Raw genomic sequence first — 20,606 nt, 5'->3', positions numbered from 1 at the left:
CCGGGTCAGGAATTCTGGGCCTTGTCGTAGGCCGCCTTCGCTTCGTTGCCGAAGTAGGGGCCGAACATCCGGTTCGGCAGGAAGGTGTAGCCGAAGCTGTTCACCGACACCTGGGTGCCCAGGCCGGTGGACTCGTTGAAGTCCTGGAACCAGGGTCCGCCGCTGGAGCCGCCGGTCATGTTGCAGCCCAGGCTGTGGTCCTTGGTCAGCAGGAAGTCCTTGCCGGTGTTCCCGCTGCAGTAGACCAGCTTGGTGCCGTCGTAGGGCGCGGCCGCCGGGAAGCCGAAGGAGTACATCTTCTTGTTGTAGCCGCCGTTGAACAGGATCCCCTGGGCGCCGACGACCTGGCTCAGCTTCTGGCCGTTCAGCGGGGCGACGACGGCGAGGCCGACGTCCATGTTCATGTCCTCGCTGGCGGCCCACTGGTCGGTGGCGAAGGTCTTCGTGGCCGACCACTGGCCGTAGGGCGCGTTCCCGTTGTCGTACGCCGGGACGAAGATCCAGTTGGTGTGCCAGGCGCCCTGGTACTTCACGCAGTGGCCGGCGGTGATGACCGTGCTGCCGTTGGCGCTGCTGATGGAGTCACCCGAGCAGGACGCGGTCCGGTCTCCGAAGGTGAAGAAGACCCGGCCCGAGGTCTTCACCACCGCGCCGCCGCCCGTCCACGCGCCGCCTGCCTGCGGGAACGCCGTCGGGGAGGCGGACAGGGAGGCAGCCGCGGAGGATGCCGCCGTCGGGGCGACCGCCGTGGGCCGGTCCGAGGCCGCGACCGGCGCCCGCCCTCCCCCGGGCGCTGCCGTCACGTCCAGCGGGGTGGCGCTGCGCATCCGCTCGGCGGTCCAGAAACCCTGGCTGTGCTGCTGCTTGAACGAGGCCGGGGCGTCGGCTGCGGCCGAGGGAGTGGCCGCCGTCAGCGCGCCCGCAATCAGGGCGCCCGCCGCCATGAGGACCGATGCTGCCGTGCGATGACGATTCACGCAGGACTCCTTCTGCCGTGCCCGGTCCCGTCGGAGCGGGCAGGGTGGGGGTGAAGAGCTGTCGGTGCGGATCGGCCGCAGGGTCGCACGCGCGGCACGAGAAGTCAGGAGACGGTCGGAACGTTCGGTCGGTTCCGGCCAGGAATTGGCCAACTCCCGTCGATGGAAAATGCCCCGCGGGTCATGCCGTCAGCAGCACTCCCGCGTACGAGACACCGGCCACCACGATCCAGGCGCCGAGCCCCAGTACGGCGGCCCGTACACCTGTCTTGGCCAGCCGGGGCAGGTCCACCGCACTGCCCAGCCCGAACAGGGCCGCTGCCAGAAGCAGTTCCTGCGCGGTGTGCGCCCACTCCAGTGCCGCGTCGGGCAGCACCCCGGTGGCGCGCAGCGCGGCCGCGGCCAGGAACCCGGCCACGAACAGCGGGACCGGCGCCGGGCGGCGGCCCGAGGGCGTGCGCACACCCTGTCGGCGCGCCCGTACGGAGAAGGCCACCGCGGCCACCAGCGGGGCCAGCAGGGCCACCCGCATCAGCTTGACCAGAACGGCCTCGCCGAGCGCACCCGGGCCCGCCGTCTGGGCGGTGGCGACCACCTGGCCCACGTCGTGGACGCTCGCGCCGACCCAGCGCCCGAAGGCCGGGTCCGAGAGCCCCAACGGGCTCTGGAGCAGGGGGAGGACCGCGATGGCCAGCGTCCCGCACAGGGTCACCAGCGCCACCGAGGCGGCGACGTCCTCCTCGTCGCTGCCGGACACCTGGCTCACCGCGCCGATCGCCGAGGCCCCGCAGATCGAGTACCCGGTGGCGATCAGCAGCGGCTGGTCGCCGGGGAGCCCGAGCTTGCGGCCCAGCCAGAGCGTGCCGAAGAAGGTGGCGGCGACCACAGCGGCCACCATCGCCACCGTGGCCCAGCCCAGCCGGAGCACTTGGTCCAGCCCCAGGCCGAGGCCCAGCAGGACGATGCCGATCCGCATCAGCCGCCGTCCGGCCAGCGACAGCCCTGGGCGGGCAGCTCCGCGTACGACCTCGCGTATGCCCGGGAGATGGGCCACGGCGATGCCGAGCACCACCGACGCGGTCAGCATGGGTACGTCGGGCACCAACCGGTGCACACACCACGACACCAGCACGCCCACGGCCGCCAGCCCCAACCCGGGCCAGGAGGAGGATGTTTCACGTGAAACACGCCCGGCGCGCTCCGTCTCCGCTCCGCGTACCGGGCGGTTCAGCAGGGCCATCAGTCGGTGGGGAGCGAATAGACGCGACGGACGCTGCTGCCCAGGCGGATGACGTCGGCTCCGTAGACGTGAAGGGATATCGCCGTGGTGCCACAGGAGTTGCGGACCTTGTGGATATCGCCGGGCGGGGCGAATCCGCAGACGTCGCCGGGGCCGTTGACCACCTGCTCGGTCGCCACCAGCCGGGCGCAGGACTCCCCCGCGGCGGGGGCCAGCCGGTAGCGGAGCTCACTCTCCTCGCCCTCGTGCACCCCGGCGACGCACCAGGAGACGTGGTCGTGGATGGCGGTCTCCTGGCCGGGCAGCCACACCAGGGCGACCACCGAGAAGCTGCCGTCGGGCTCCGCGTGCAGAACGTGCTGCCGGTACCGGTCGGGGTGCCCCTCGCGCTGCTCGGGGGTGAGCAGGTCTGCCGTGCCCAGATGCGGGGCGACGCGCTCGCCGACGAGGTAGGCGGTCAGGTCCGGGGCCAGCCCCCGGTCCACGACCGTACGGATCTCACTGACGAGGGCGGCCATCCTCGCGGTCGTACGGGCCGGCGTTGTGGTGGTCATACAGGGAGCGTCGAGCAGCCGTCCCATCACGTCCAACGACAGTTCTCACCTGAAATCCCAAGCAGTGCTTATGGGTTCGAGACAGGAGCCGTCGGGTGGTCAGCAGCCGACGCGGTTGGAGGCCGCCTGCTTCAGCGCGTTGAGGACCACGGACGTCGCCGGGATCCGCAGATGGTCGCGGTAGACGTGCGCGGCGATGTGCCGGCGGGCGGCCGGCTGCAGCGGCCGCCCGCACACCTTGCTCAGGGAGAGGGAGGGCAGCACCAGCGCGGGCATCATCGCCACGCCGAGACCCTGCCCGACCATGCTCTGCACCACCAGGTTGTCGTCCGTGGCGAACCGGATGTCGGGCACGAACCCCAGCTCGGCGCACTCGTGCAGCAGGTTCGCCCGGCAGCGCGGACAGCCGGCGATCCACTGCTCCTCCGCGAGGTCCGCCAGGTGCACGGCCCGCCGCCGGGCCAGCGGGTGCCCGGTCGGGAGCAGCACCGTCAGCTGGTCCTCCATGAGTCTGACCTCGGCGACCTCCTCCGGGATCTCCTCGTGGAGCCCGGGATAGGTGAAGGCGAGGGTGATGTCGCACTCCCCGCGCTCCAGCCGGCGCAGCGACTCGGGGGGCTCCCCCTCCAGCAGCTCGACCTGGATGCCCGGATGCTCCTTGGCCAGGCTGCTCAGGGCCTCCGGGACCAGGGTGACGTTGGCGCTGGGGAAGCCGCACAGCCGTACCCGCCCGGTGCGCAGGCGCGCGTACGCCTTGAGCTGGGCCTCCGCGGCGGAGAGACTGCCCAGGATGGACTCGGCGTGCCGGGCCATGGACTCCCCGGCCTCGGTGAGCTGCATCTTGCGGCCGACCCGGGTGAACAGCGGGGTGCCGGCGGCGCGTTCGAGGGCCTTCATCTGCTGGGTGACAGCAGGCTGGGTGTACCCGAGGACGCGAGCGGCCGCCGAGTAGGACCCGTTGGTGACCACTTCGTGGAAAGTACGTATGTGCCGCGAATCGAACACGTGGGAAGCATAAGCGGACATTGGGAGGGGCCGTAGGCGTATTCGCGCCCACGGCCCCTCGCCATCAGGCCAGCGGCCCCGGCCGGTCCCCGCGCACGGTTACCGGCCGGTGAGCCGTGGTTACTTGTCGCCGACCCGCGAGCCGAGCGTGATGTCGACGGTGTTCGGCTTGCCGTCGCGCAGGTAGGTCAGCTTCACGACGTCGCCGGGCTTGTGCGTCCAGATCTCACTGATGAGGGTCGGGCCGCTGTCGATCGGCTTGTCGCCGAACTGGGTGATGATGTCGCCGGGCTTGAGACCCGCCTTGCCGGCGGGACCGTTGGGGTCGACCAGCTCGTTGGCGGGCGCACCCTGCTCGGAGATCTTGGCGCCGTCGGCCTTGGCCTGGAGGTCCACGGAGACCGAGATGATCGGGTAGACCGGCTTGCCCGTCTTGATCAGCGATTCGGCGACGTTCTTCGCCTGGTTGATCGGGATGGCGAAGCCGAGGCCGATCGAACCGGCCTGGCCGCCGCCGAAGCCGCCGTTGCCGGCCGACTGGATGGCGGAGTTGATGCCGATGACCGCGCCGCGACCGTCGAGCAGCGGGCCGCCGGAGTTGCCGGGGTTGATCGAGGCGTCCGTCTGGAGTGCGCTCATGTACGAGCTCTTGCTGCCGGAGCCGTCGCCGGAGGCCACCGGTCGGTTCTTGGCGCTGACGATGCCGGTGGTGACCGTGTTGGACAGGCCGAAGGGGGCACCGATCGCGATGGTCGAGTCGCCGACGGCGACCTTGTCGGAGTCGCCGAGCGGCAGCGGCTTGAGCCCGGCGGGAGGGTTCTTCAGCTTGAGCACGGCCACGTCGTAGCCCTGGGCCCGGCCGACGACCTCGGCCTCGTACTTCTTGCCGTCGGAGAAGATCGCGGAGAGCTTGCCGCCGTTCGCGGCGGAGGCCACCACGTGGTTGTTGGTGAGGATGTGGCCCTGCTGGTCGTAGACGAAGCCGGTGCCCGTGCCGCCCTCGCCGTCGCCGGCCGACGCCTCGATGGTGACCACGCTGGGCAGGGCGCCCGCGGCCAGGCCCGCGATGGAACCGGCCTCCCGCTTGAGGTCCTTGGGGGTGTTGCCCGCGGTGATCGTGGTCGAGCCGAAGCCGTTGTCGTTGCGCTCGGCGGCCCAGTAGCCGATGCCGCCACCGACGCCGCCCGCGAGGAGGGCGGCCACGAGCACGGCGGCGACCAGGCCGCCCTTGCCCTTCGGCTTTGCGGGCGGCATGCCGCCGGCTGCCGGGGGAGCGCCCCAGGCGCCGCCGCCGTGGCCGCCGGAGCCGTACGCCGGAACGGTGGGCGGCGGGGGCGGCCAGCCTCCGGCGCCGTGCGCGGCCGGAGCCTGCGCCCCGGGGGCCTGGGCATAGGCCGGGGCGGGGGTGTGCGGGAGCTGCTGCGTCGGCTCCGCACCCGGCGCGGGCGTCGGCGGGAGCTGCTGGGTGACCGGCTCCGCGGCGGGCACGGCCGGCGCCGGGGCATGCGTGGCAGCGGCCTGCCCGGCCGCCGGGGCAGGTGCAGGGGCGCCCGCGGGGGCCTCCGCAGCCGGGGCGGGCGCAGACGTCTCGGGGGCGGGAGCGGCCACCGGGGGTGCCGACGGGGCCGCGGGGGGCGTCGGGGCCGCGGTGCCCTCGTTCTCGGTGCTCACAGCGCTCTTCTCCTCGTCACACACGGCTTCAGACAAACTGGCGGTTCGGCCCGACTGAACGTTCGACGTGCCGCACAAGTTCCTGGGAAAAGCCTTCCCCATGACCCGTCAGAGCACTGTAAGCCGGACCTGTGTATCTCCCCCATCCTTTATCTCCGACAATTCGGTCGCATCCGGAGGACGGAAGCCTGACACCGCACACCTTCTCGGTGGCACCATGACCCGGTGACCCACGCAATGCCGCCCATCCAGGTCGTCGCCCACCGCGGCGCCTCGGAAGATGCCCCCGAGCACACCCTGGCCGCCTACCGCAAGGCCATCGAGGACGGCGCCGACGCCCTCGAGTGCGACGTCCGGCTCACCGCCGACGGCCATCTGGTCCTGGTCCACGACCGCCGGGTCAACCGCACCTCCAACGGCCGCGGCGCCGTCTCCGCCCTCGAGCTGGCCGACCTCGCCGCCCTCGACTTCGGCTCCTGGAAGGACCGCGAGGAGTCCCCCGACTGGGACGCCGACCCCGAGCGCACCTCCGTGCTCACCCTGGAGCGGCTGCTGGAGCTGGTTTCCGACGCCGGCCGGCCCGTGCAGCTCGCCATCGAGACGAAGCACCCGACCCGCTGGGCCGGACAGGTGGAGGAGCGCCTCCTCTTCCTCCTCAAGCGGTTCGGGCTGGACGCACCGCCCGCCGAGGGCCCGCACCCCGTCCGCGTCATGAGCTTCTCCGCGCGCTCCCTGCACCGGGTGCGGGCGGGCGCGCCGACGATCCCGGCCGTGTACCTGATGCAGTTCATCTCGCCCCGGATGCGCGACGGGCGGCTGCCGGCCGGGGTACGGATCGCCGGTCCGGGGATGCGCATCGTGCGCAACCATCCCGGGTTCATCCGCAAGCTCCAGAGCGCGGGTCACTCCGTACACGTATGGACCGTAAACGACCCGGAAGACGTTCAGCTCTGCGCTGATCTGGGCGTAGAAGCGATCATTACGAACAGGCCGCGACAGGTTCTGTCACAGCTCGGGCGCTGACGTCCCCTTTTGCCCACCCGTCCCGCCCACCCCTCGCGTGACAGGGTGTGCTCCGGCGCATCCGCTCCGCAATCGCTGGTCATGAATGCGTCAGAGGGCTCCGCTTGACCGGTTTCCGGTCCAGGCCATTGGGGCATCCAGACCATGGCGTGGGGCTAAGGAGGTTCCGGGGGTGGCGTTGGTGGTGGCACAGGAAGTGCCCACGTCGTCGTGCATGGACGTATGCCATGGTCCTGCGGGCGTGGGCGAGGCGAGACGCCGCATGCGTGAGCAATTGCGTATGAGCGGGGTGTCCGAATCGGTCGTGGACGACGCCGTACTGATCCTTTCCGAACTGCTCAGCAACGCCTGCCGACACGGCAGACCGCTGGGCGCCGGGGAGATCGGGGACGGGGAGATACGCGCCGCGTGGCGCATCGACAAGGCGGGGCGGCTGACGGTCGAGGTCACGGACGGGGGCGGTCCCACGCGCCCGGTTCCGGCCACGCCTTCGGTCACCGCGCGCGGCGGCCGGGGGCTGAACATCATCAGCGCCCTCGCCCAGGACTGGGGTGTCCGGGACGGAGCGGCAGGCGAGGTCACCGTATGGGTGACCGTTGCATGTGGGCCCCGGCACGACGATTTCGCTACGCGCGTTGCGCCCCCGGCGATCGACTTCCGCACGGCCTTCGACGATCTCCATCCGTGACCGGATCCCCGACCGGATCCGCGACGGCAACACCGGCCATCCGAACGAGCGGCCGCCGGGAGCGCACGCCGACCGTGCTCCCGGCCGCAACTTCCGGGTTGCAGCGGTACGAACGGCTAGGCTCGCGCCCAGACACAACGCCGTACCGCCGCAACCGGGAGACACCCACGATGGCCAAGAAGCGCCCCGCAGCCAAGACTGCAAAGCCGCAGCTCAAGAACGGGGAGATCCCGGTGGTGGGCGCACGCGAGCCCTGCCCCTGCGGATCCGGGCGCCGCTACAAGGCCTGCCACGGAGCAGCCGCCGCGCACGCCGTCACCGAGCACGTGGCGCGCCCCTTCGAGGGCCTGCCCGGCGAGTGCGACTGGGTCGCGCTGCGCGAGCTCGTGCCCGCGGCGACCATCCCGCTCACGCTCAAGGGCGGCCTGCCCGAGGGCGTCCCCTCCGTCACGCTGGTGACCGTACTGCCCATGGCCTGGCCGGCGCTGCGCCGCGAGGACGGGTCCGTCCTGCTCGGCCTGCAGAACGACTCGACCACCGGGGACCTGTCCCGGGACATGGCCGACACGCTGGAGCGCGCGCTCGTCGCGGAACCGGGTACCCCGGTTCCGGCCCGCCGCGTTCCCGCCGAGGGTCCGCGACTTCAGGATCTCCTGGACACGGACGGCGTTTTCGAGCCGGTTGTGCACAGCGGCTTCGAATTCTGGATTCCGGATGCGGAGAGCGCCCAGAGCGCCTCCCCGGAGATCGCCGCCTCCCTCGAGCGCGCCAACGCCGCCGCCATCCCGACGGTCAAGCTGGCCGGCGTGGACGCGGCCTACTGGTGCGAGACCCCGGACAAGAACCACCTGCGCTGGGTCATGCCGCACCCCGAGGAGAAGCTGCTCGACGCCCTCGCGCGGCTGCACGCCGCCGGCACCTCCTCGCTCGGCGAAGGCACCCGACTGGTCGGTTCCTTCCGGGCGCACGGCCTGATGGTCCCCGTCTGGGACCTGCCCACCGGAGTGACCGCCGACGACGTGGAGAAGCCCGCGGCGGAGTTCGCGGAGCGGCTGGCCACGGCCCTGGCCGCGGACGCCCCGCTGACCGCCGAGGAGCGCCGGGCGCGCGGCGGGCTCACCAACCGCCAGGTCACCCTCAGCTGACCGCCGAGCCCCTGCAGGACCGGTGACTGGGGTCACAACTCCCGCTAATCGCCTGCAAATCGGTGTCTGAATATCAGAGATCGAATTTGCGAACAGGCGATCTCTTGTTACCGTTCTTGTAGCCCGGTCGCTGGTGCATCCCCCGTCGCCAGCGACCGGGCCCTTCCTTTTCCGCCGTCGCTCAACCGACGGCCGGTGCCGGTGCGTTGCTCCCGGACCTCAGCAGCAGCCGCCCTTCATCATCCGGAACTGCAAACTCCGCTACGGCCGAGTAGGCATCCGGCGCCCCCACCGAGTCCTCCCTCGGCGTCTCGCAGAGTCCCGGCTCGTCGCCCGCCCCGACCGCGCACCGGATCTGCACCGTGCGCCCCGCGGGCCCCATCACCGTCAGGACGGCGTCCAGCGCGCGCCCGCTGGTGTTGCGGTAGTAGCTGCGGCCCCAGGTCCGCCCCTCGCCCACCAGGATGCAGGTCTGCGCCTCCACGCCCTGCGGGGAGGAGAGTTCGGGGCCGCACCGGGAATCCGTACGGGGCTGCTCGGACGGACCCGGCTGCTGCGGGGCGGCCTGCTGCGGGGCGGCCTGCTGCGCGGACGGAGCGCCGGGCGCCGGCGTACGGGATCCGCCCGCCGGATCGGCCAGCCCGAGCGAGGAGAGCAACCCGCCGCCTTTTCCGTCGTCCTGACCGGCGAAATCCGGTCCGGCGATCGCTCCTGCCAGCGGGAGCGACAAGATGATCAGCACACCCGCGCTGATACCGATCAAGCGGAGATTCATTCGGCGAACATAGCGAGGCGGGAATGGGGCGCGGAGATCCCCGCGCCCAATTCCCTTGGAAACTCGTCGCGCTGGCACCCGTACGAGTGATCGGCGGGCGCCCGGAGCGTCGGCCCGCCCGCCCGTGCGCGGGCCGTACGCCCACCCCGCGCGGGCGGTACGTTCACCGCCCACGGGCCGCCGTACGCCCCTCGTCCGTGCGGGATCAGTACGCGAGACGGCTGCCGCCGCCGGACGCCCCGGTGCTCGCCTCGACCAGTGCGTCCACGACGGCCTCGACCTCCGGCAGCCACAGGCCCCCGGCATCCGCGGGCTCGCGCTCCCACCGCACCTGCCCGCCGCCGGACGCGGGGGAGGGCGGGAGCAACAGGTAGCCGCCCTCGCCGTGGAAGCGCAGGGCGGAGGGCACGTGGTCCTTGGCGTACAACAGTTCGCCGAGCCGTTCCAGCGAGTACGGCGCGACCAGGAGCGCCCACCGGGTGGGGGTGGCCACGATCGGACCCAGCCGCATGCCCTGCGCGTCCAGCCGTACGACGGCCCGCGCGGCCGCGGCGGCCGGCAGGCTCACGGCGCACGGCGCGGACCCGCCGGTGGCCAGCAGCACGGGAGCGGTGGGCCGGTTGGTCCACCACCAGGCCACCATCCGGGGGTCGGTGGTGGCCGCCAGCAGCCCGGGGTCGAAGGGGTGGGCGCCGGGGACGACGCAGTCGGGGTCGGGGCAGGCGCAGCGGGCGCTGTCGGCGCCGGAGCGGCCGACGCCGGGCAGCACCGGCCACTGCCAGGCGGTGGCGCAGGTGAGCGCCGCGTCGAAGAGGGCCTGGTCACCGCTCTGCCCGGGGGCGGAGCGAAGGGATTTCAGGCGATTGCGGAGCCGCTGGAGACGCCTTCCGAGGATCTCGCGCATGAGCGCTCGTTCCTTTCCGTTGAACGCCGAGGGCCACATCACACCATGTAACCGGTGTCTCACCACACGTACACGTTTCGCGTCACTGTCCGCTTGAAGCAGGTTCACACGGTTCGTGCAGTTTTCTTACGGGTCCATGAAACGTCCGGCGGGGGCGGAACGCGACCCGCGCCGGTGCCGAGACCGGCTGCCGCCGCTAAGGACGACGGACCGTGCCGGGCGGTTCCCGGCGACCACCGGGCTGCGCCAACTCTCCCCGGGCACCACCGATTAGGTACCCGGAGCCACTGCGGCGCCCGACCAGTCGATCGCAAAAACCGTCCGCTTCCAGCTTTTTCCGGCCAAGTTCTAGCCTTGGCTGGACAGTGAGTTGCAGCCCCACGGACACCAGGATTCCCACCTGGGCAATGCTGGACATCGATCCTCGTGTGCGTGTAGATGTGGATTCATTGATGGCGGCGCAGCACGATCTGGGGGTTTGCGATGCTATATGGCGAATCGCACCAGGTGGAAAGGCGGACGCCATGAGCGCCCCGCATCTGCCGAAAGTGGCTGGAATCGATCCAGCAGTTACCGCGGTCCCGCAAACTGCGGCGCCCACGCCCGCCCGAACAGCCCCCGCACCGGCCCCGGCACCGGTCCCCGCACCGAGCACCCTGATCCAGGACCGCCTGGCGGGGATGGTCTCCGATCTCACCACCCTCCACGAGCTCACCGAACGCCTCGCCCGCGCCCGTGACCTCGACTCCTCCCTCCAGGAGTTCCTGCGCGCCGGGGCCGCGCTCGTCGGCGCCCGCCGCGGCCTGATCGTCCTGGAGCCCTCCGACGGGCTCGGCCCGACGGCCACGATCGGCCTCGGCCTCGGCCGCGCGGACCTCGGGCACATCGAGACCGTCCCGCGCACCGCGACCTCGTACGGCCGGATCCTCGACGGGCTCCCCGACGCCCACGGCGGCTCCGAGGTGCTCCCCGAACCCGACGCCGCCCCCGGCTCGGGCGGCTACGGCACCCCGGTCGACCCCCGCCACCGCGAGGTCGCCGCCCGGCTCGGCTACGCCGCGAGCTACGCCGTGCCGCTCACCGCCGAGGCCGCCGGCCGGCTCGGCGCGGCCGTCTGGCTCTACGACGAGCAGGCCGAGCCGAGCGACCGCCAGCGCGATCTCGCCGGTCTCTACGTCCGCCACGCCGCCGAACACCTGGCCCGGATGCTCGAGGTGGAACGGTGCCGCAGCCGGCTGGCCACGGTCGCCGAGGAGCTGCTGCCCAGCCGGCTCCCCCGGATCCCCGGCGTCCAGCTCGCCGCCCGCCACCACACCGGACCGCGCGGCGGCGGCGACTGGTACGACGCGCTGCCGCTGCCCGAGGGCGCCCTGGGGCTGGCCGTCGGCTCCGTCACCGGGGCGGGGCCCAGCGCGGTCGCCGCGATGGGGCGGCTGCGGGCGTCGCTGCGCGCGTACGCCGTCATGGAGGGGGAGGACCCCGTCGCGGTCCTGTCCGACCTGGAGCTGCTGCTGCGCCTGACCGAGCCCGCGCGCTGCGCGACCGCGCTGTTCGCGTACTGCGAGCCGGCCCAGCGCAAGATCATCCTTGCCGGGGCGGGGCACGCCCCGCCGCTGCTCGTCGGCGAGCGCCGCACGGAGTACGTGGAGACCTCGCTCTCCGCGCCGCTCGGGATGCTGTCGTGCTGGGAAGCGCCGAGCGTGGAGATCGAACCTGCGCCCGGAGAAACGGTGCTGCTGTACACCGACGGGCTGCTGCGGCGGACCGGCGACCCGATGGACCGGGCCTACGCGCGGCTGCACGCGGCGGCCGCGGGGGTGCCCCGCGGCATCCGGGACGACCCGGCGGCCGTCTGCGACCACATCCTGCGGACGGTGCTGCCCGAGGACGACCCGGCGCTCGCGCCCGCCGGATCCGCGGCTGCCGCGGCTGCTTCCGGGACCACCGCCGCCATGGCCGCCACGGAGGACGGGGTGGAGGACATCGTCCTGCTCGCCGCCCGTTTTGACTGATTTATCACACTCGCCGCCGGGCGTCTTCCCCTCGCACATACGATGGATGCGGTCCATACCCGGTCCTGTCGTAGCTGAGGAGAAGACGTGGCTGACGAGCTCACCCCGGAGACCCCGGAAGAAGAGCAGCCCCAGAAGAAGCACAAGCAGCGCAAGAACGGGCTGTACCCGGGCGTCAGCGACGAACTCGCGGAGAACATGCGCACCGGCTGGGCCGACACCGAGCTGCACGGGCTGGAGCCGATCGCGCAGGCCGCGCACACCGCCGCCCGCCGCGCCGCGCTGTCCGCGCGCTTCCCCGGCGAGCGCCTGGTCGTGGCCGCCGGTCGCCTCAAGACCCGGTCGAACGACACCGAGTACCCCTTCCGCGCCTCGACCGAGTACGCGTACCTGACCGGCGACCAGACCGAGAACGGCGTCCTGGTCCTCGAGCCCGCGGGCGAGACCGGCCACACCGCCACCGTCTACCTGCTGCCCCGCTCGGACCGTGAGAACGGCGAGTTCTGGCTGTCCGGCCAGGGCGAGCTGTGGGTCGGCCGCCGCCACTCCCTGGCCGAGGCCGAGCAGCTGCTGGGCATTCCGGCGAAGGACGTCCGCAAGCTCGCCGAGGAGCTGGCCGAGGCCGAGGGCCCGGTCCGCAACGTCCGCGGCCACGACTCCGTCATCGAGACCGCCCTGACCGACAAGGTCACCAAGGAGCGCGACGATGAGCTGCGCGTCTACCTCTCCGAGGCCCGCGCCGTGAAGGACGACTTCGAGATCGGCGAGCTGCAGAAGGCCGTCGACTCCACCGTCCGCGGCTTCGAGGACGTCGTGAAGGTCCTGGACAAGGCCGAGGCCACGTCCGAGCGCTACATCGAGGGCACGTTCTTCCTGCGCGCCCGCGTCGAGGGCAACGACGTCGGCTACGGCTCCATCTGCGCCGCCGGCCCGCACGCCTGCACCCTGCACTGGGTCCGCAACGACGGCGACGTCCGCTCCGGCGACCTGCTGCTGCTCGACGCCGGTGTGGAGACCCACTCCCTCTACACCGCCGACGTCACCCGCACGCTGCCGATCAACGGCACGTACACCGACATCCAGCGCAAGATCTACGACGCGGTGTACGAGTCCCAGGAAGCCGGCATCGCCGCCGTCAAGCCGGGTGCGAAGTTCCGCGACTTCCACGACGCCTCGCAGCACGTCCTCGCCGAGAAGCTCGTCGAGTGGGGCCTGCTGGAGGGCCCGGTCGAGCGTGTCCTGGAGCTCGGCCTGCAGCGCCGCTGGACCCTGCACGGCACGGGCCACATGCTCGGCATGGACGTCCACGACTGCGCCGCCGCGCGCACCGAGGCGTACGTCGACGGCACGCTGGAGCCGGGCATGTGCCTCACCGTCGAGCCCGGTCTGTACTTCCAGGCCGACGACCTGACCGTGCCCAAGGAGTACCGCGGGATCGGCGTCCGGATCGAGGACGACATCCTGGTCACCGAGGACGGCAACCGGAACCTGTCGGACGGGCTGCCCCGCACCTCGGCCGATGTCGAGGCCTGGATGGCGCGCCTCAAGGGCTGACTCCGGCCGGCCGCGACGGCGGGCTTGCGAAGGCTGCCTCGGGACGGCCCCCGGACGGCTGACCTGGGACGGCTGACCTCGGACGGCTGACCTGGGACGGCTGACCTCCGATGGGCGGGATCTCGTACGCGAGTCCCGTCCATCGGCGTATCCGGGAGGACTTGCGCGGCTACGACGCCTTCAGCAGCGCTCCCTCACGCCATTTCAGGATCTTGTCGAAGCTGACCACCGCGCCCCGGCCCGGCCGGTTGCGCAACCTGACGTGGTCGGCGAGCTCCGCGATCAGCCACAGGCCCCGGCCGTGCTCGCTCTCCGAAGGCGCGGAGGGGCCGGCCGGCGGGGGTCTGCGCCCCGCGACCGTCGCCGCCGGGAAACCCGGGCCCGAATCGGTCACCTCGATGCGGCAGCAGTCCCCGTCCAGGTACGCCGTGACGCGGTACGCCGCGCACGCCTCCGGATCCGGTTCCGCGCCCACACCGGCTTCGGCCGCCGGGCCGCCGTGCTCCACCGCGTTCGCGCAGGCCTCGCTCAGTGCCACCGAAAGATCGAAGGAGATGTCCGGGTCCACCCCCGCGGTCTCCATCGTCCCCAGCAGCAAACGCCTGGCGAGCGGCACGCTCGCGGCTTCGCGCCTCAAGTGGAGAGACCACCAGATGCTCATACGGGTACCTATTGCCGCCCGCGAGGGTGCGTAAGCGCCCGGCGGCCGCCACAGCCCTCATTCGGCCGATGCGGCACTCCCGGACACCGGTGTATGCGGCGGCTCACGGGCCTGCGCCGCGGCGGGGACACCCGAGGTGAAGCCCTCGTACAGGGGCACTTGCGACCTTCCGGACCTGCCGTATGGACGGCGTGAGCTCAGTGCGATGATGGCCCGGCCATGACTGTCCCCCACGCGACGCCCGCCGGAGCCGGCCTACGGCTCATCCGGGCCGCGGTGTTCACCGCGGTCTGCGTCGTGCTGTCCGCGGCCGGGCACGCGCTGGCGTCCTGCGCCACCGTGCCCTGGTGGGCCCTCGTCATCGCCTTCCTCGCCGTGTTCGCGGTCGCCGCCCCGCTCGCGGGACGCCGGCGCTCGCTGCCCGGCATCGCCGCCGGACTCGCCTTCGGGCAGCTCGGACTGCACGCCGTGTTCGGGCTCGCCCAGCACGGCGACTCCGCCGCCCAGGCACCCGCCGGCACCGACACCTCGGTCGCGGCGCTCGCCGCCCGGCTGGTCTGCGGGGGCAACTCCGTCCCGCTCAGCCCGGCCGACGCCCGGCAGATCCTGGAGACCGCCGGACTGGACCCGGCCGCCGTGGCGGCCCAGGCCGCAGGGCAGGCCGCGGCGCAGGCACATGCCGGCCACGCGCACATGGCGCAGGCCTACGCGGCGCCCGCCACCGGCCTGTTCAGCACCGGCATGCTCGTCGGCCACCTGCTGGCCGCGCTGGCCGCGGGCTGGCTGCTGGGGCGCGGCGACGCCGCCCTGTTCCGGCTCGTCGAGCTGTCCCGCGCCTCCGCCGGAGCCGATCCGGTACGCCCGCTGCGCGCCGCGCTGGCCTTCGTACGCGCCCTCGGCGCCGGGCTCCCGGGCACGCCTGCCGGTACCCCGCCGGCCATGCGGGCCGCCGCCGAACCCGGCGCGCACACCGGTCGGGAGGCACTCCAGCACACGGTGATCAGGCGCGGGCCGCCCTCCACGGCGCTCGCCCTCGCAGCCTGACGCGGCACCCCCTTCCCGGAACATCCGGCGGAAGCACCGGTGCCGCGAACTCCGCGCGCGCTCGTGCGCGGAGCCACCGTCACCACTGCCCCTGTGGAGTGTTTCTGCCATGAAGACTTCTCGCGTCTCCTTCGCCGCCGCCCTTGCCGCCGGCAGCGTCCTCGTCCTGTCCGGCACCGCCTTCGCGCACGTCGGCGTGCAGCCCGGCGAGGCCGCCAAGGGCGGCTACGCGACGATCAACTTCAAGGTTCCGAACGAGCGCGACAACGCCTCGACCACGCAGCTGGAAGTCAACTTCCCCGTGGACCAGCCGCTGACGTCCGTCATGCCGCAGGACGTCCCGGGCTGGACCGTCACGGTCGAGAAGAGCAAGCTCGACAAGCCGCTCACCGTGCACGGCAAGCAGGTCAACGAAGCCGTCACCAAGGTGACCTGGAGCGGCGGCAAGATCGAGCCCGGCAAGTTCCAGCAGTTCCCGGTCTCCGTCGGCAAGCTGCCCGACAACGCCGACCAGGTGGTCTTCAAGGCGATCCAGACGTACGACAACAACGAGATCGTCCGCTGGATCGAGGAGACGAAGGAAGGCGCCGCGGAGCCGCAGAACCCGGCGCCCGTCCTGAAGCTGACCGCGGCCAAGGCGGCCGACAGCCACCACGACGACAAGAACGCCGCGGCCACCAAGGACGACAAGGGCCACGACGAGGCCGCCGCGGACGCCTCCGACACGACCGCGCGGGTCCTCGGCGTCGCAGGCATCGTCATCGGCCTCGGCGGTGTCGCCTTCGGTGTCGCCTCGCGTCGCCGCGCCTCCTGACCCGGCGCGACCGCAGGCCGTATCCCCTATTCCAGAACGTGCGCGCAGCCGGCCCGCCCTCGTGGCCGGCTGCGCGCACCGCATACCCGATCCCAGGGACATTTCTCCATGCGCACCACACGTGTGACGGTCGCCGCCCTCGCGGCAGCGGCCGCGCTCACCCTCACCGCCTGTGGCGGCGAGCCCGCCAAGACCAACGCGGTCACGCAGATCACCGGCCAGTCCAAGGCCGGTACCGCCACGGTCCTCGACCGCCCCTTCGACAAGCCGGAGCTCGTCCTGACGGACACCACCGGCAAGCCGTGGAACCTGCGCGAGCAGACCAAGGGCAAGCCGACGCTCATCTACTTCGGCTACACCAACTGCCCCGACGTGTGCCCCCTGACGATGAGCAACATCGCCGTCGCCAAGAAGGCACTCCCCAAGGCCGACCAGGACAAGCTCCAGGTCGTGTTCGTCACCACCGACCCCGAACGGGACACCCCCGACTCCCTCGGCGCGTGGCTGAAGGCCCAGGACCCGTCCTTCACCGGACTGACCGGGGACTTCGCCACCATCCAGGCCGCCGCGCGCAAGCTCGGCATCGGCATCGAGGCCGCCAAGAAGGAGGCCGACGGCAGCGTCGTCTCCATGCACGGCGCCCAGGTCATCGCGTTCTCGCCCAAGACCGACGAGGGATACCTCCTCTACGGCGAAGGCAGCACCGTCGACGACTACACCAAGGACCTGCCGAAGATCGTCAAGGGAGAGAACCCGTGAACGCCCGCACCACCCGCACCCTCGCCGCCGCACTCTCCCTGACGGCAGCGCTCGCCATATCCGGCTGCTCCTCGGACTCAGGCTCCGGTGCCGAGGCGGGCGGGGACGAGCCGAAGATGACGGTCACCGGCGCTTTCATGCCGGAGCCCGTGAACGACAAGATGGCCGGCGCGTTCATGGTCATCAAGAACGACTCGAAGACCGCCGACAAGCTCACGGCCGTCACCAGCCCGCTCTCGGACGATCTGCAGATCCACGAGACCAAGGACCAGAAGATGCAGCAGGTCGCGGCCATGGACGTGCCGGCGAACGGCGAGCTCAAACTGGAGCGCGGCGGCAGCCACGTCATGTTCATGGGGCTGAAGAACACGCCGAAGGTCGGTGACAAGGTCACCGTCGAGCTGCGCTTCGAGAAGGCCGATCCGGTCAAGGTCGAGCTGGACGTCAAGGAACGGACGTACAACGCCCAGAACACCAGCGCCCACTGACGGACCGAGGTACTGACGCCATGACGGCCATCGCCCCCTCCCCGGCCCGCGTCCGGGCCGCGGCACTCCTGCCGCGGCTCGCGCTGGTCCTCGCAGCCCTGCTGGCAGCCCTGTTCACCGCGGCCGGCCCGGCCACGGCACACGCTGCACTCACCGCGAGCGACCCCAAGGACGGGGCGGTGGTCGCCACGGCCCCCGCCCAGGTCACCCTCTCCTTCTCGGAGCAGGTCGCCATGGGCGACGACTCCATCCGCGTCATGGACCCGCAGGGCAGGCGGGTGGACACCGGAGAACTGCGCGACATGTGCAGCGGATCCACCATCCGCTACGGCACCGCACTGCACTCCGGGCTGCCGGACGGCACGTACACCGTCGCCTGGCAGGCCGTGTCCGCCGACAGCCACCCCGTCTCCGGCGCCTTCACCTTCTCCATCGGCGCCCCCTCGGCGACCAGCGTCACCCTGCCCACCGGGCAGGCGGGCGGCGGACCCGTCGGCATCGCGTACGACATCGCCCGCTACGCCGCCTACGCCGGATTCACCGTCCTCGTCGGCGGGGCCGCCTTCATCCTGCTGTGCTGGCGCCGCGGCGCCGCGCAGCGTCCGCTGCAGAAGCTCGTCGTGCGCGCCTGGGTCACGCTCACCGCCGCCACCCTCGTGATGCTGGTGCTCCGCAACCCGTACACGGGGTCGGGGAAGTTCGCCGACGCGCTGGACCTCGGCGGCCTCAAGGCCGTTCTGGAGACCAAGCCCGGCGCGTCTCTCGTCTCCCGGCTGCTGCTTCTCGGTGCTGCCGCGCTGTTCATCGCCGTGCTGTTCGGCGCCTTCGCGCGCAGGACCGCCGAGACCGGGGACGGCGGCAAGGGCAAGAACGGGGACAGGAAGAAGGACAAGTCCGACGGCGGGGGGCAGGCGGCGGACAAAGAGGCCAACGACCTGCTCTTCGGCCTCGGCATCGGCGGAGCCGTCGTCGCCGGCGGTATCGCCGCCACCTGGGCCCTGTCCGAGCACGCCTCGACCGGCATCCAGCCCGGGATCGCCATGCCCGCCGACATCCTGCACCTGCTGGCCGTCGCCGCCTGGCTCGGCGGGCTCACCGCACTGCTCGTCGCGCTCCACAAGGTCCCCGGGATCGAGCGCGAGGCGGTCCAGCGGTTCTCCCGGGTCGCGTTCGTCAGCGTCCTGGTGCTGGCCGTCACCGGCATCTACCAGTCCTGGCGCCAGGTCGGCAGCTGGTCGGCCCTCACCGGTACCAGCTACGGACAGCTCCTGTTGCTGAAGGTCGGGCTCGTCGCCATCCTCGTCGGGATCGCCTCTGTCTCCCGCTCATGGACCGCACGGCTCACCGACGCACCCGCCGGGAAGCCGGCCAAGATCGCCCGGCAGCGCGCTGTTTCACGTGAAACACAGCAGGCCGCCGTCACGGTCCCCGAGGACCCCAAGCGCGCCGCCCAGCTCGCCCGCCAGCGTGCCGCCCGCGAGAACGCGCGCGAGAAGCAGGTCCGCGACGCCGATCCGACCCGGGCGGGGCTGCGCCGCTCCGTCCTCGCCGAGGCCGGGGTCGCCGTCGTCCTGCTCGCCGTGACCACCGTCCTCACCAGCACCGAACCCGGCCGGACGGCCGAGCAGGCGAGCGGTCGCGACTCGGCGGCCACCGCCGTCCCCAACCGCGCCATCAAGATCACCCTGCCGTTCGACACCGGCGGCGAGAACGGCAAGGGATCGGTCCGGGTGGAACTCGACCCGGGCCGCGTCGGCGCCAACTCGCTCCACGTATGGGTCGACGACCCCGAGAGCAAGCCCCTCGACATCCCCGAGATCAAGGTCGCTTTCACCCTCCCCGCCAAGGACATCGGCCCCCTGCCGCTCCTCCCGGAGCGCGCGGCCCCCGGACACTGGAGCGCATCCGGCGTCCAGCTGCCGCTCGCCGGAGAATGGCGGATCGACGTGAGCGTCCGTACCTCCGACATCGACCAGACGACCGTGCAGAAGAACGTGAAGATCGGCTGACCAGCGTGACCGAGAGCAACCCCCACATCGAGATCTCCCGGCGCCGCCTGCTGGGCACCGTCGGCGCCGCAGGCGCCGCCGGGCTCGCGCTCGGCGCCACCGGCGGAGCCCTCGTGCACTCCGCACTCGCCGACTCCCCGGCCGGAGCCCCCGGCGCCGCCGGGAGCCTCGCCTCCCTCGGCGCCAACGAGGTCGCCTTCCAGGGCGACCACCAGGCCGGCATCACCACCCCGCTGCAGGCCAAGGGCCACGTCGTCGCCTTCGACCTGGCCCCGGGTGCGGGACGCAAGGAGGCCGCCGCCCTGATGCGCCGCTGGTCCGACACCGCGCGCCTGCTGATGGCGGGCAAGGCTGTTTCGGCCGCCGACACCGGAATCGCCCTCGACGCCGGGCCGTCCTCCCTCACCGTCACCTTCGGCTTCGGCCACTCCTTCTTCGAGCGCACCGGGCTCACCGCCCGCCGCCCCACCGCCCTCGACCCGCTGCCCGACTTCTCCGCCGACCGGCTCGACGCCCAGCGCAGCAACGGCGACCTGTGGGTCCAGATCGGCGCCGACGACGGGCTCGTCGCCTTCCATGCCCTGCGCGCCCTGCAGAAGGACGCGGGGGACGCCGCCCGCGTGCGCTGGCAGATGAACGGCTTCAACCGGTCCCCCGGCGCCACCGCCGCCCCGATGACCGCCCGCAACCTCATGGGCCAGATCGACGGCACCGGCAACCCGAAGCCCGCGCAGCCGGACTTCGACAAGCGGATCTTCGTCCCCGCCACCGGCCCCGGGCCCGCCGAACACGCCTGGATGGGCGGGGGCTCGTACGCCGTCGTACGCCGCATCCGGATGCTCCTCGACGACTGGGACAAGCAGTCCCTGGCCCAGCAGGAGCAGGTCATAGGCCGTACGAAGGCCACCGGGGCGCCCCTCACCGGCGGCACCGAGACCACCGAGATGGCCCTCGACAAGATCGGCCCCGACGGCAAGCCGGTCATCCCGTCCAACGCGCACGCCCGGATCTCCGCCCCCGAGCAGAACGGCGGGGCCGCCATGCTCCGGCGTCCCTTCTCCTTCCATGACGGGATCGCCGCCGACGGCACCCCGGACGCCGGGCTCCTGTTCATCTGCTGGCAGGCCGATCCGCTGCGCGGTTTCGTCCCCGTCCAGCGCAAGCTCGACCGCGGGGACGCCCTGTCGGTGTTCATCCGGCACGAGTCCAGCGGGCTGTACGCGGTACCGCCCGGCCCGCGCGACGGGGAGTACGTGGGGCAGCGGCTGCTCGAAGGATGAACA

19 protein-coding genes are annotated in these 20,606 nt (G+C 72.1%); 11 read left to right on the top strand and 8 right to left on the bottom strand.

Features of this window, described 5'->3' with window-relative positions:
- Positions 1 to 5: 5 nt before the first annotated feature.
- The 5 genes from ACZ49B_RS16130 to ACZ49B_RS16110 form a co-directional block, all read right to left on the bottom strand.
- Complete coding sequence (locus tag ACZ49B_RS16130) at positions 6 to 977, bottom strand: trypsin-like serine peptidase (protein WP_468305834.1); 972 nt, start codon at positions 975 to 977, stop codon at positions 6 to 8.
- Between the two features lie 181 nt (positions 978 to 1,158).
- Positions 1,159 to 2,217 carry a YeiH family protein gene (locus ACZ49B_RS16125; protein WP_468305832.1) on the bottom strand — a complete coding sequence of 353 codons (1,059 nt, stop codon included), beginning with the start codon at positions 2,215 to 2,217 and terminating at the stop codon, positions 1,159 to 1,161.
- Positions 2,217 to 2,771: a cysteine dioxygenase family protein gene (locus ACZ49B_RS16120; RefSeq protein WP_468305829.1), complete on the bottom strand. Its 555-nt coding sequence runs from the start codon at positions 2,769 to 2,771 to the stop codon at positions 2,217 to 2,219. The genes ACZ49B_RS16125 and ACZ49B_RS16120 overlap by 1 nt, the downstream gene beginning before the upstream one ends.
- Before the next feature lie 99 nt (positions 2,772 to 2,870).
- Complete coding sequence (locus ACZ49B_RS16115) at positions 2,871 to 3,776, bottom strand: LysR family transcriptional regulator (RefSeq protein ID WP_468305827.1); 906 nt, start codon at positions 3,774 to 3,776, stop codon at positions 2,871 to 2,873.
- 120 nt (positions 3,777 to 3,896) lie between these two features.
- Entirely contained in the window at positions 3,897 to 5,447 is a 1,551-nt protein-coding gene (locus ACZ49B_RS16110) for a S1C family serine protease (protein ID WP_468305824.1), read from the bottom strand.
- A 237-nt stretch (positions 5,448 to 5,684) separates the two neighbouring features.
- Here ACZ49B_RS16110 and ACZ49B_RS16105 point away from each other — a divergent pair, with 237 nt between their 5' ends.
- The 3 genes from ACZ49B_RS16105 to ACZ49B_RS16095 all read left to right on the top strand — a co-directional run bounded on the left by ACZ49B_RS16105 (position 5,685) and on the right by ACZ49B_RS16095 (position 8,303).
- A complete protein-coding gene (locus ACZ49B_RS16105) occupies positions 5,685 to 6,470 on the top strand; it encodes a glycerophosphodiester phosphodiesterase (protein ID WP_468306158.1) in 786 nt (261 codons plus the stop codon).
- Positions 6,471 to 6,555: 85 nt separating this feature from the next.
- Positions 6,556 to 7,158: an ATP-binding protein gene (locus ACZ49B_RS16100; protein WP_468305821.1), complete on the top strand. Its 603-nt coding sequence runs from the start codon at positions 6,556 to 6,558 to the stop codon at positions 7,156 to 7,158.
- 170 nt (positions 7,159 to 7,328) lie between these two features.
- Positions 7,329 to 8,303: a DUF5926 family protein gene (locus tag ACZ49B_RS16095; RefSeq protein ID WP_468305819.1), complete on the top strand. Its 975-nt coding sequence runs from the start codon at positions 7,329 to 7,331 to the stop codon at positions 8,301 to 8,303.
- 181 nt (positions 8,304 to 8,484) lie between these two features.
- On the opposite strand, the gene ACZ49B_RS16090 is transcribed toward ACZ49B_RS16095, so the two are convergent.
- Together ACZ49B_RS16090 and ACZ49B_RS16085 are read right to left on the bottom strand one after the other, a co-directional pair.
- Positions 8,485 to 9,078, bottom strand: coding sequence for a hypothetical protein (locus ACZ49B_RS16090; RefSeq protein WP_468305817.1), 594 nt, complete (start codon positions 9,076 to 9,078; stop codon positions 8,485 to 8,487).
- Between the two features lie 205 nt (positions 9,079 to 9,283).
- Complete coding sequence (locus ACZ49B_RS16085) at positions 9,284 to 9,982, bottom strand: bifunctional DNA primase/polymerase (RefSeq protein ID WP_468305815.1); 699 nt, start codon at positions 9,980 to 9,982, stop codon at positions 9,284 to 9,286.
- 407 nt (positions 9,983 to 10,389) lie between these two features.
- On the opposite strand from ACZ49B_RS16085, the gene ACZ49B_RS16080 reads away from it, so the two are divergent.
- Positions 10,390 to 11,994 (top strand): PP2C family protein-serine/threonine phosphatase, encoded by a 1,605-nt coding sequence (locus ACZ49B_RS16080; RefSeq protein WP_468305812.1) that lies wholly within the window; start codon positions 10,390 to 10,392, stop codon positions 11,992 to 11,994.
- 87 nt (positions 11,995 to 12,081) lie between these two features.
- Positions 12,082 to 13,548 (top strand): aminopeptidase P family protein, encoded by a 1,467-nt coding sequence (locus ACZ49B_RS16075; protein WP_468305810.1) that lies wholly within the window; start codon positions 12,082 to 12,084, stop codon positions 13,546 to 13,548.
- Between the two features lie 169 nt (positions 13,549 to 13,717).
- On the opposite strand, the gene ACZ49B_RS16070 is transcribed toward ACZ49B_RS16075, so the two are convergent.
- Positions 13,718 to 14,209 (bottom strand): ATP-binding protein, encoded by a 492-nt coding sequence (locus tag ACZ49B_RS16070; protein WP_468305807.1) that lies wholly within the window; start codon positions 14,207 to 14,209, stop codon positions 13,718 to 13,720.
- Positions 14,210 to 14,428: 219 nt separating this feature from the next.
- On the opposite strand from ACZ49B_RS16070, the gene ACZ49B_RS16065 reads away from it, so the two are divergent.
- From ACZ49B_RS16065 to efeB, 6 genes are all read left to right on the top strand, one after another.
- Positions 14,429 to 15,253: a hypothetical protein gene (locus ACZ49B_RS16065; RefSeq protein ID WP_468305804.1), complete on the top strand. Its 825-nt coding sequence runs from the start codon at positions 14,429 to 14,431 to the stop codon at positions 15,251 to 15,253.
- Between the two features lie 109 nt (positions 15,254 to 15,362).
- Positions 15,363 to 16,067 carry a YcnI family copper-binding membrane protein gene (locus tag ACZ49B_RS16060; RefSeq protein ID WP_468305802.1) on the top strand — a complete coding sequence of 235 codons (705 nt, stop codon included), beginning with the start codon at positions 15,363 to 15,365 and terminating at the stop codon, positions 16,065 to 16,067.
- Between the two features lie 108 nt (positions 16,068 to 16,175).
- Positions 16,176 to 16,826: an SCO family protein gene (locus ACZ49B_RS16055; RefSeq protein ID WP_468305799.1), complete on the top strand. Its 651-nt coding sequence runs from the start codon at positions 16,176 to 16,178 to the stop codon at positions 16,824 to 16,826.
- Positions 16,823 to 17,314: a copper chaperone PCu(A)C gene (locus ACZ49B_RS16050; protein ID WP_468305796.1), complete on the top strand. Its 492-nt coding sequence runs from the start codon at positions 16,823 to 16,825 to the stop codon at positions 17,312 to 17,314. Before ACZ49B_RS16055 ends, ACZ49B_RS16050 begins: the two co-directional genes overlap by 4 nt.
- A 20-nt stretch (positions 17,315 to 17,334) precedes the next feature.
- A complete protein-coding gene (locus tag ACZ49B_RS16045) occupies positions 17,335 to 19,323 on the top strand; it encodes a copper resistance CopC/CopD family protein (protein ID WP_468305793.1) in 1,989 nt (662 codons plus the stop codon).
- Positions 19,320 to 20,603: an iron uptake transporter deferrochelatase/peroxidase subunit gene (efeB, locus tag ACZ49B_RS16040; protein ID WP_468306155.1), complete on the top strand. Its 1,284-nt coding sequence runs from the start codon at positions 19,320 to 19,322 to the stop codon at positions 20,601 to 20,603. The genes ACZ49B_RS16045 and efeB overlap by 4 nt, the downstream gene beginning before the upstream one ends.
- The last annotated feature ends 3 nt before the right edge of the window (positions 20,604 to 20,606 follow it).

Source organism: Streptomyces sp. NPDC031132 (assembly GCF_055570595.1).
The sequence above is the reverse complement of the archived record's forward strand: the minus strand, read 5'-3'. Positions and strand labels throughout refer to the sequence as shown.

Excerpts from the sequence above, each read along its gene's own strand:
- ACZ49B_RS16045 (WP_468305793.1), top strand. The coding sequence starts at position 17,335 with ATGACGGCCATCGCCCCCTCCCCGGCCCGCGTCCGGGCCGCGGCACTC.
- ACZ49B_RS16060 (WP_468305802.1), top strand. The coding sequence starts at position 15,363 with ATGAAGACTTCTCGCGTCTCCTTCGCCGCCGCCCTTGCCGCCGGCAGC.
- ACZ49B_RS16090 (WP_468305817.1), bottom strand. The coding sequence starts at position 9,078 with ATGAATCTCCGCTTGATCGGTATCAGCGCGGGTGTGCTGATCATCTTG.
- ACZ49B_RS16065 (WP_468305804.1), top strand. The coding sequence starts at position 14,429 with ATGACTGTCCCCCACGCGACGCCCGCCGGAGCCGGCCTACGGCTCATC.
- ACZ49B_RS16100 (WP_468305821.1), top strand. The coding sequence starts at position 6,556 with ATGCGTCAGAGGGCTCCGCTTGACCGGTTTCCGGTCCAGGCCATTGGG.
- ACZ49B_RS16070 (WP_468305807.1), bottom strand. The coding sequence starts at position 14,209 with ATGAGCATCTGGTGGTCTCTCCACTTGAGGCGCGAAGCCGCGAGCGTG.
- ACZ49B_RS16055 (WP_468305799.1), top strand. The coding sequence starts at position 16,176 with ATGCGCACCACACGTGTGACGGTCGCCGCCCTCGCGGCAGCGGCCGCG.
- ACZ49B_RS16105 (WP_468306158.1), top strand. The coding sequence starts at position 5,685 with ATGCCGCCCATCCAGGTCGTCGCCCACCGCGGCGCCTCGGAAGATGCC.
- ACZ49B_RS16095 (WP_468305819.1), top strand. The coding sequence starts at position 7,329 with ATGGCCAAGAAGCGCCCCGCAGCCAAGACTGCAAAGCCGCAGCTCAAG.
- ACZ49B_RS16125 (WP_468305832.1), bottom strand. The coding sequence starts at position 2,217 with ATGGCCCTGCTGAACCGCCCGGTACGCGGAGCGGAGACGGAGCGCGCC.
- ACZ49B_RS16120 (WP_468305829.1), bottom strand. The coding sequence starts at position 2,771 with ATGACCACCACAACGCCGGCCCGTACGACCGCGAGGATGGCCGCCCTC.
- ACZ49B_RS16085 (WP_468305815.1), bottom strand. The coding sequence starts at position 9,982 with ATGCGCGAGATCCTCGGAAGGCGTCTCCAGCGGCTCCGCAATCGCCTG.
- ACZ49B_RS16080 (WP_468305812.1), top strand. The coding sequence starts at position 10,390 with ATGCTGGACATCGATCCTCGTGTGCGTGTAGATGTGGATTCATTGATG.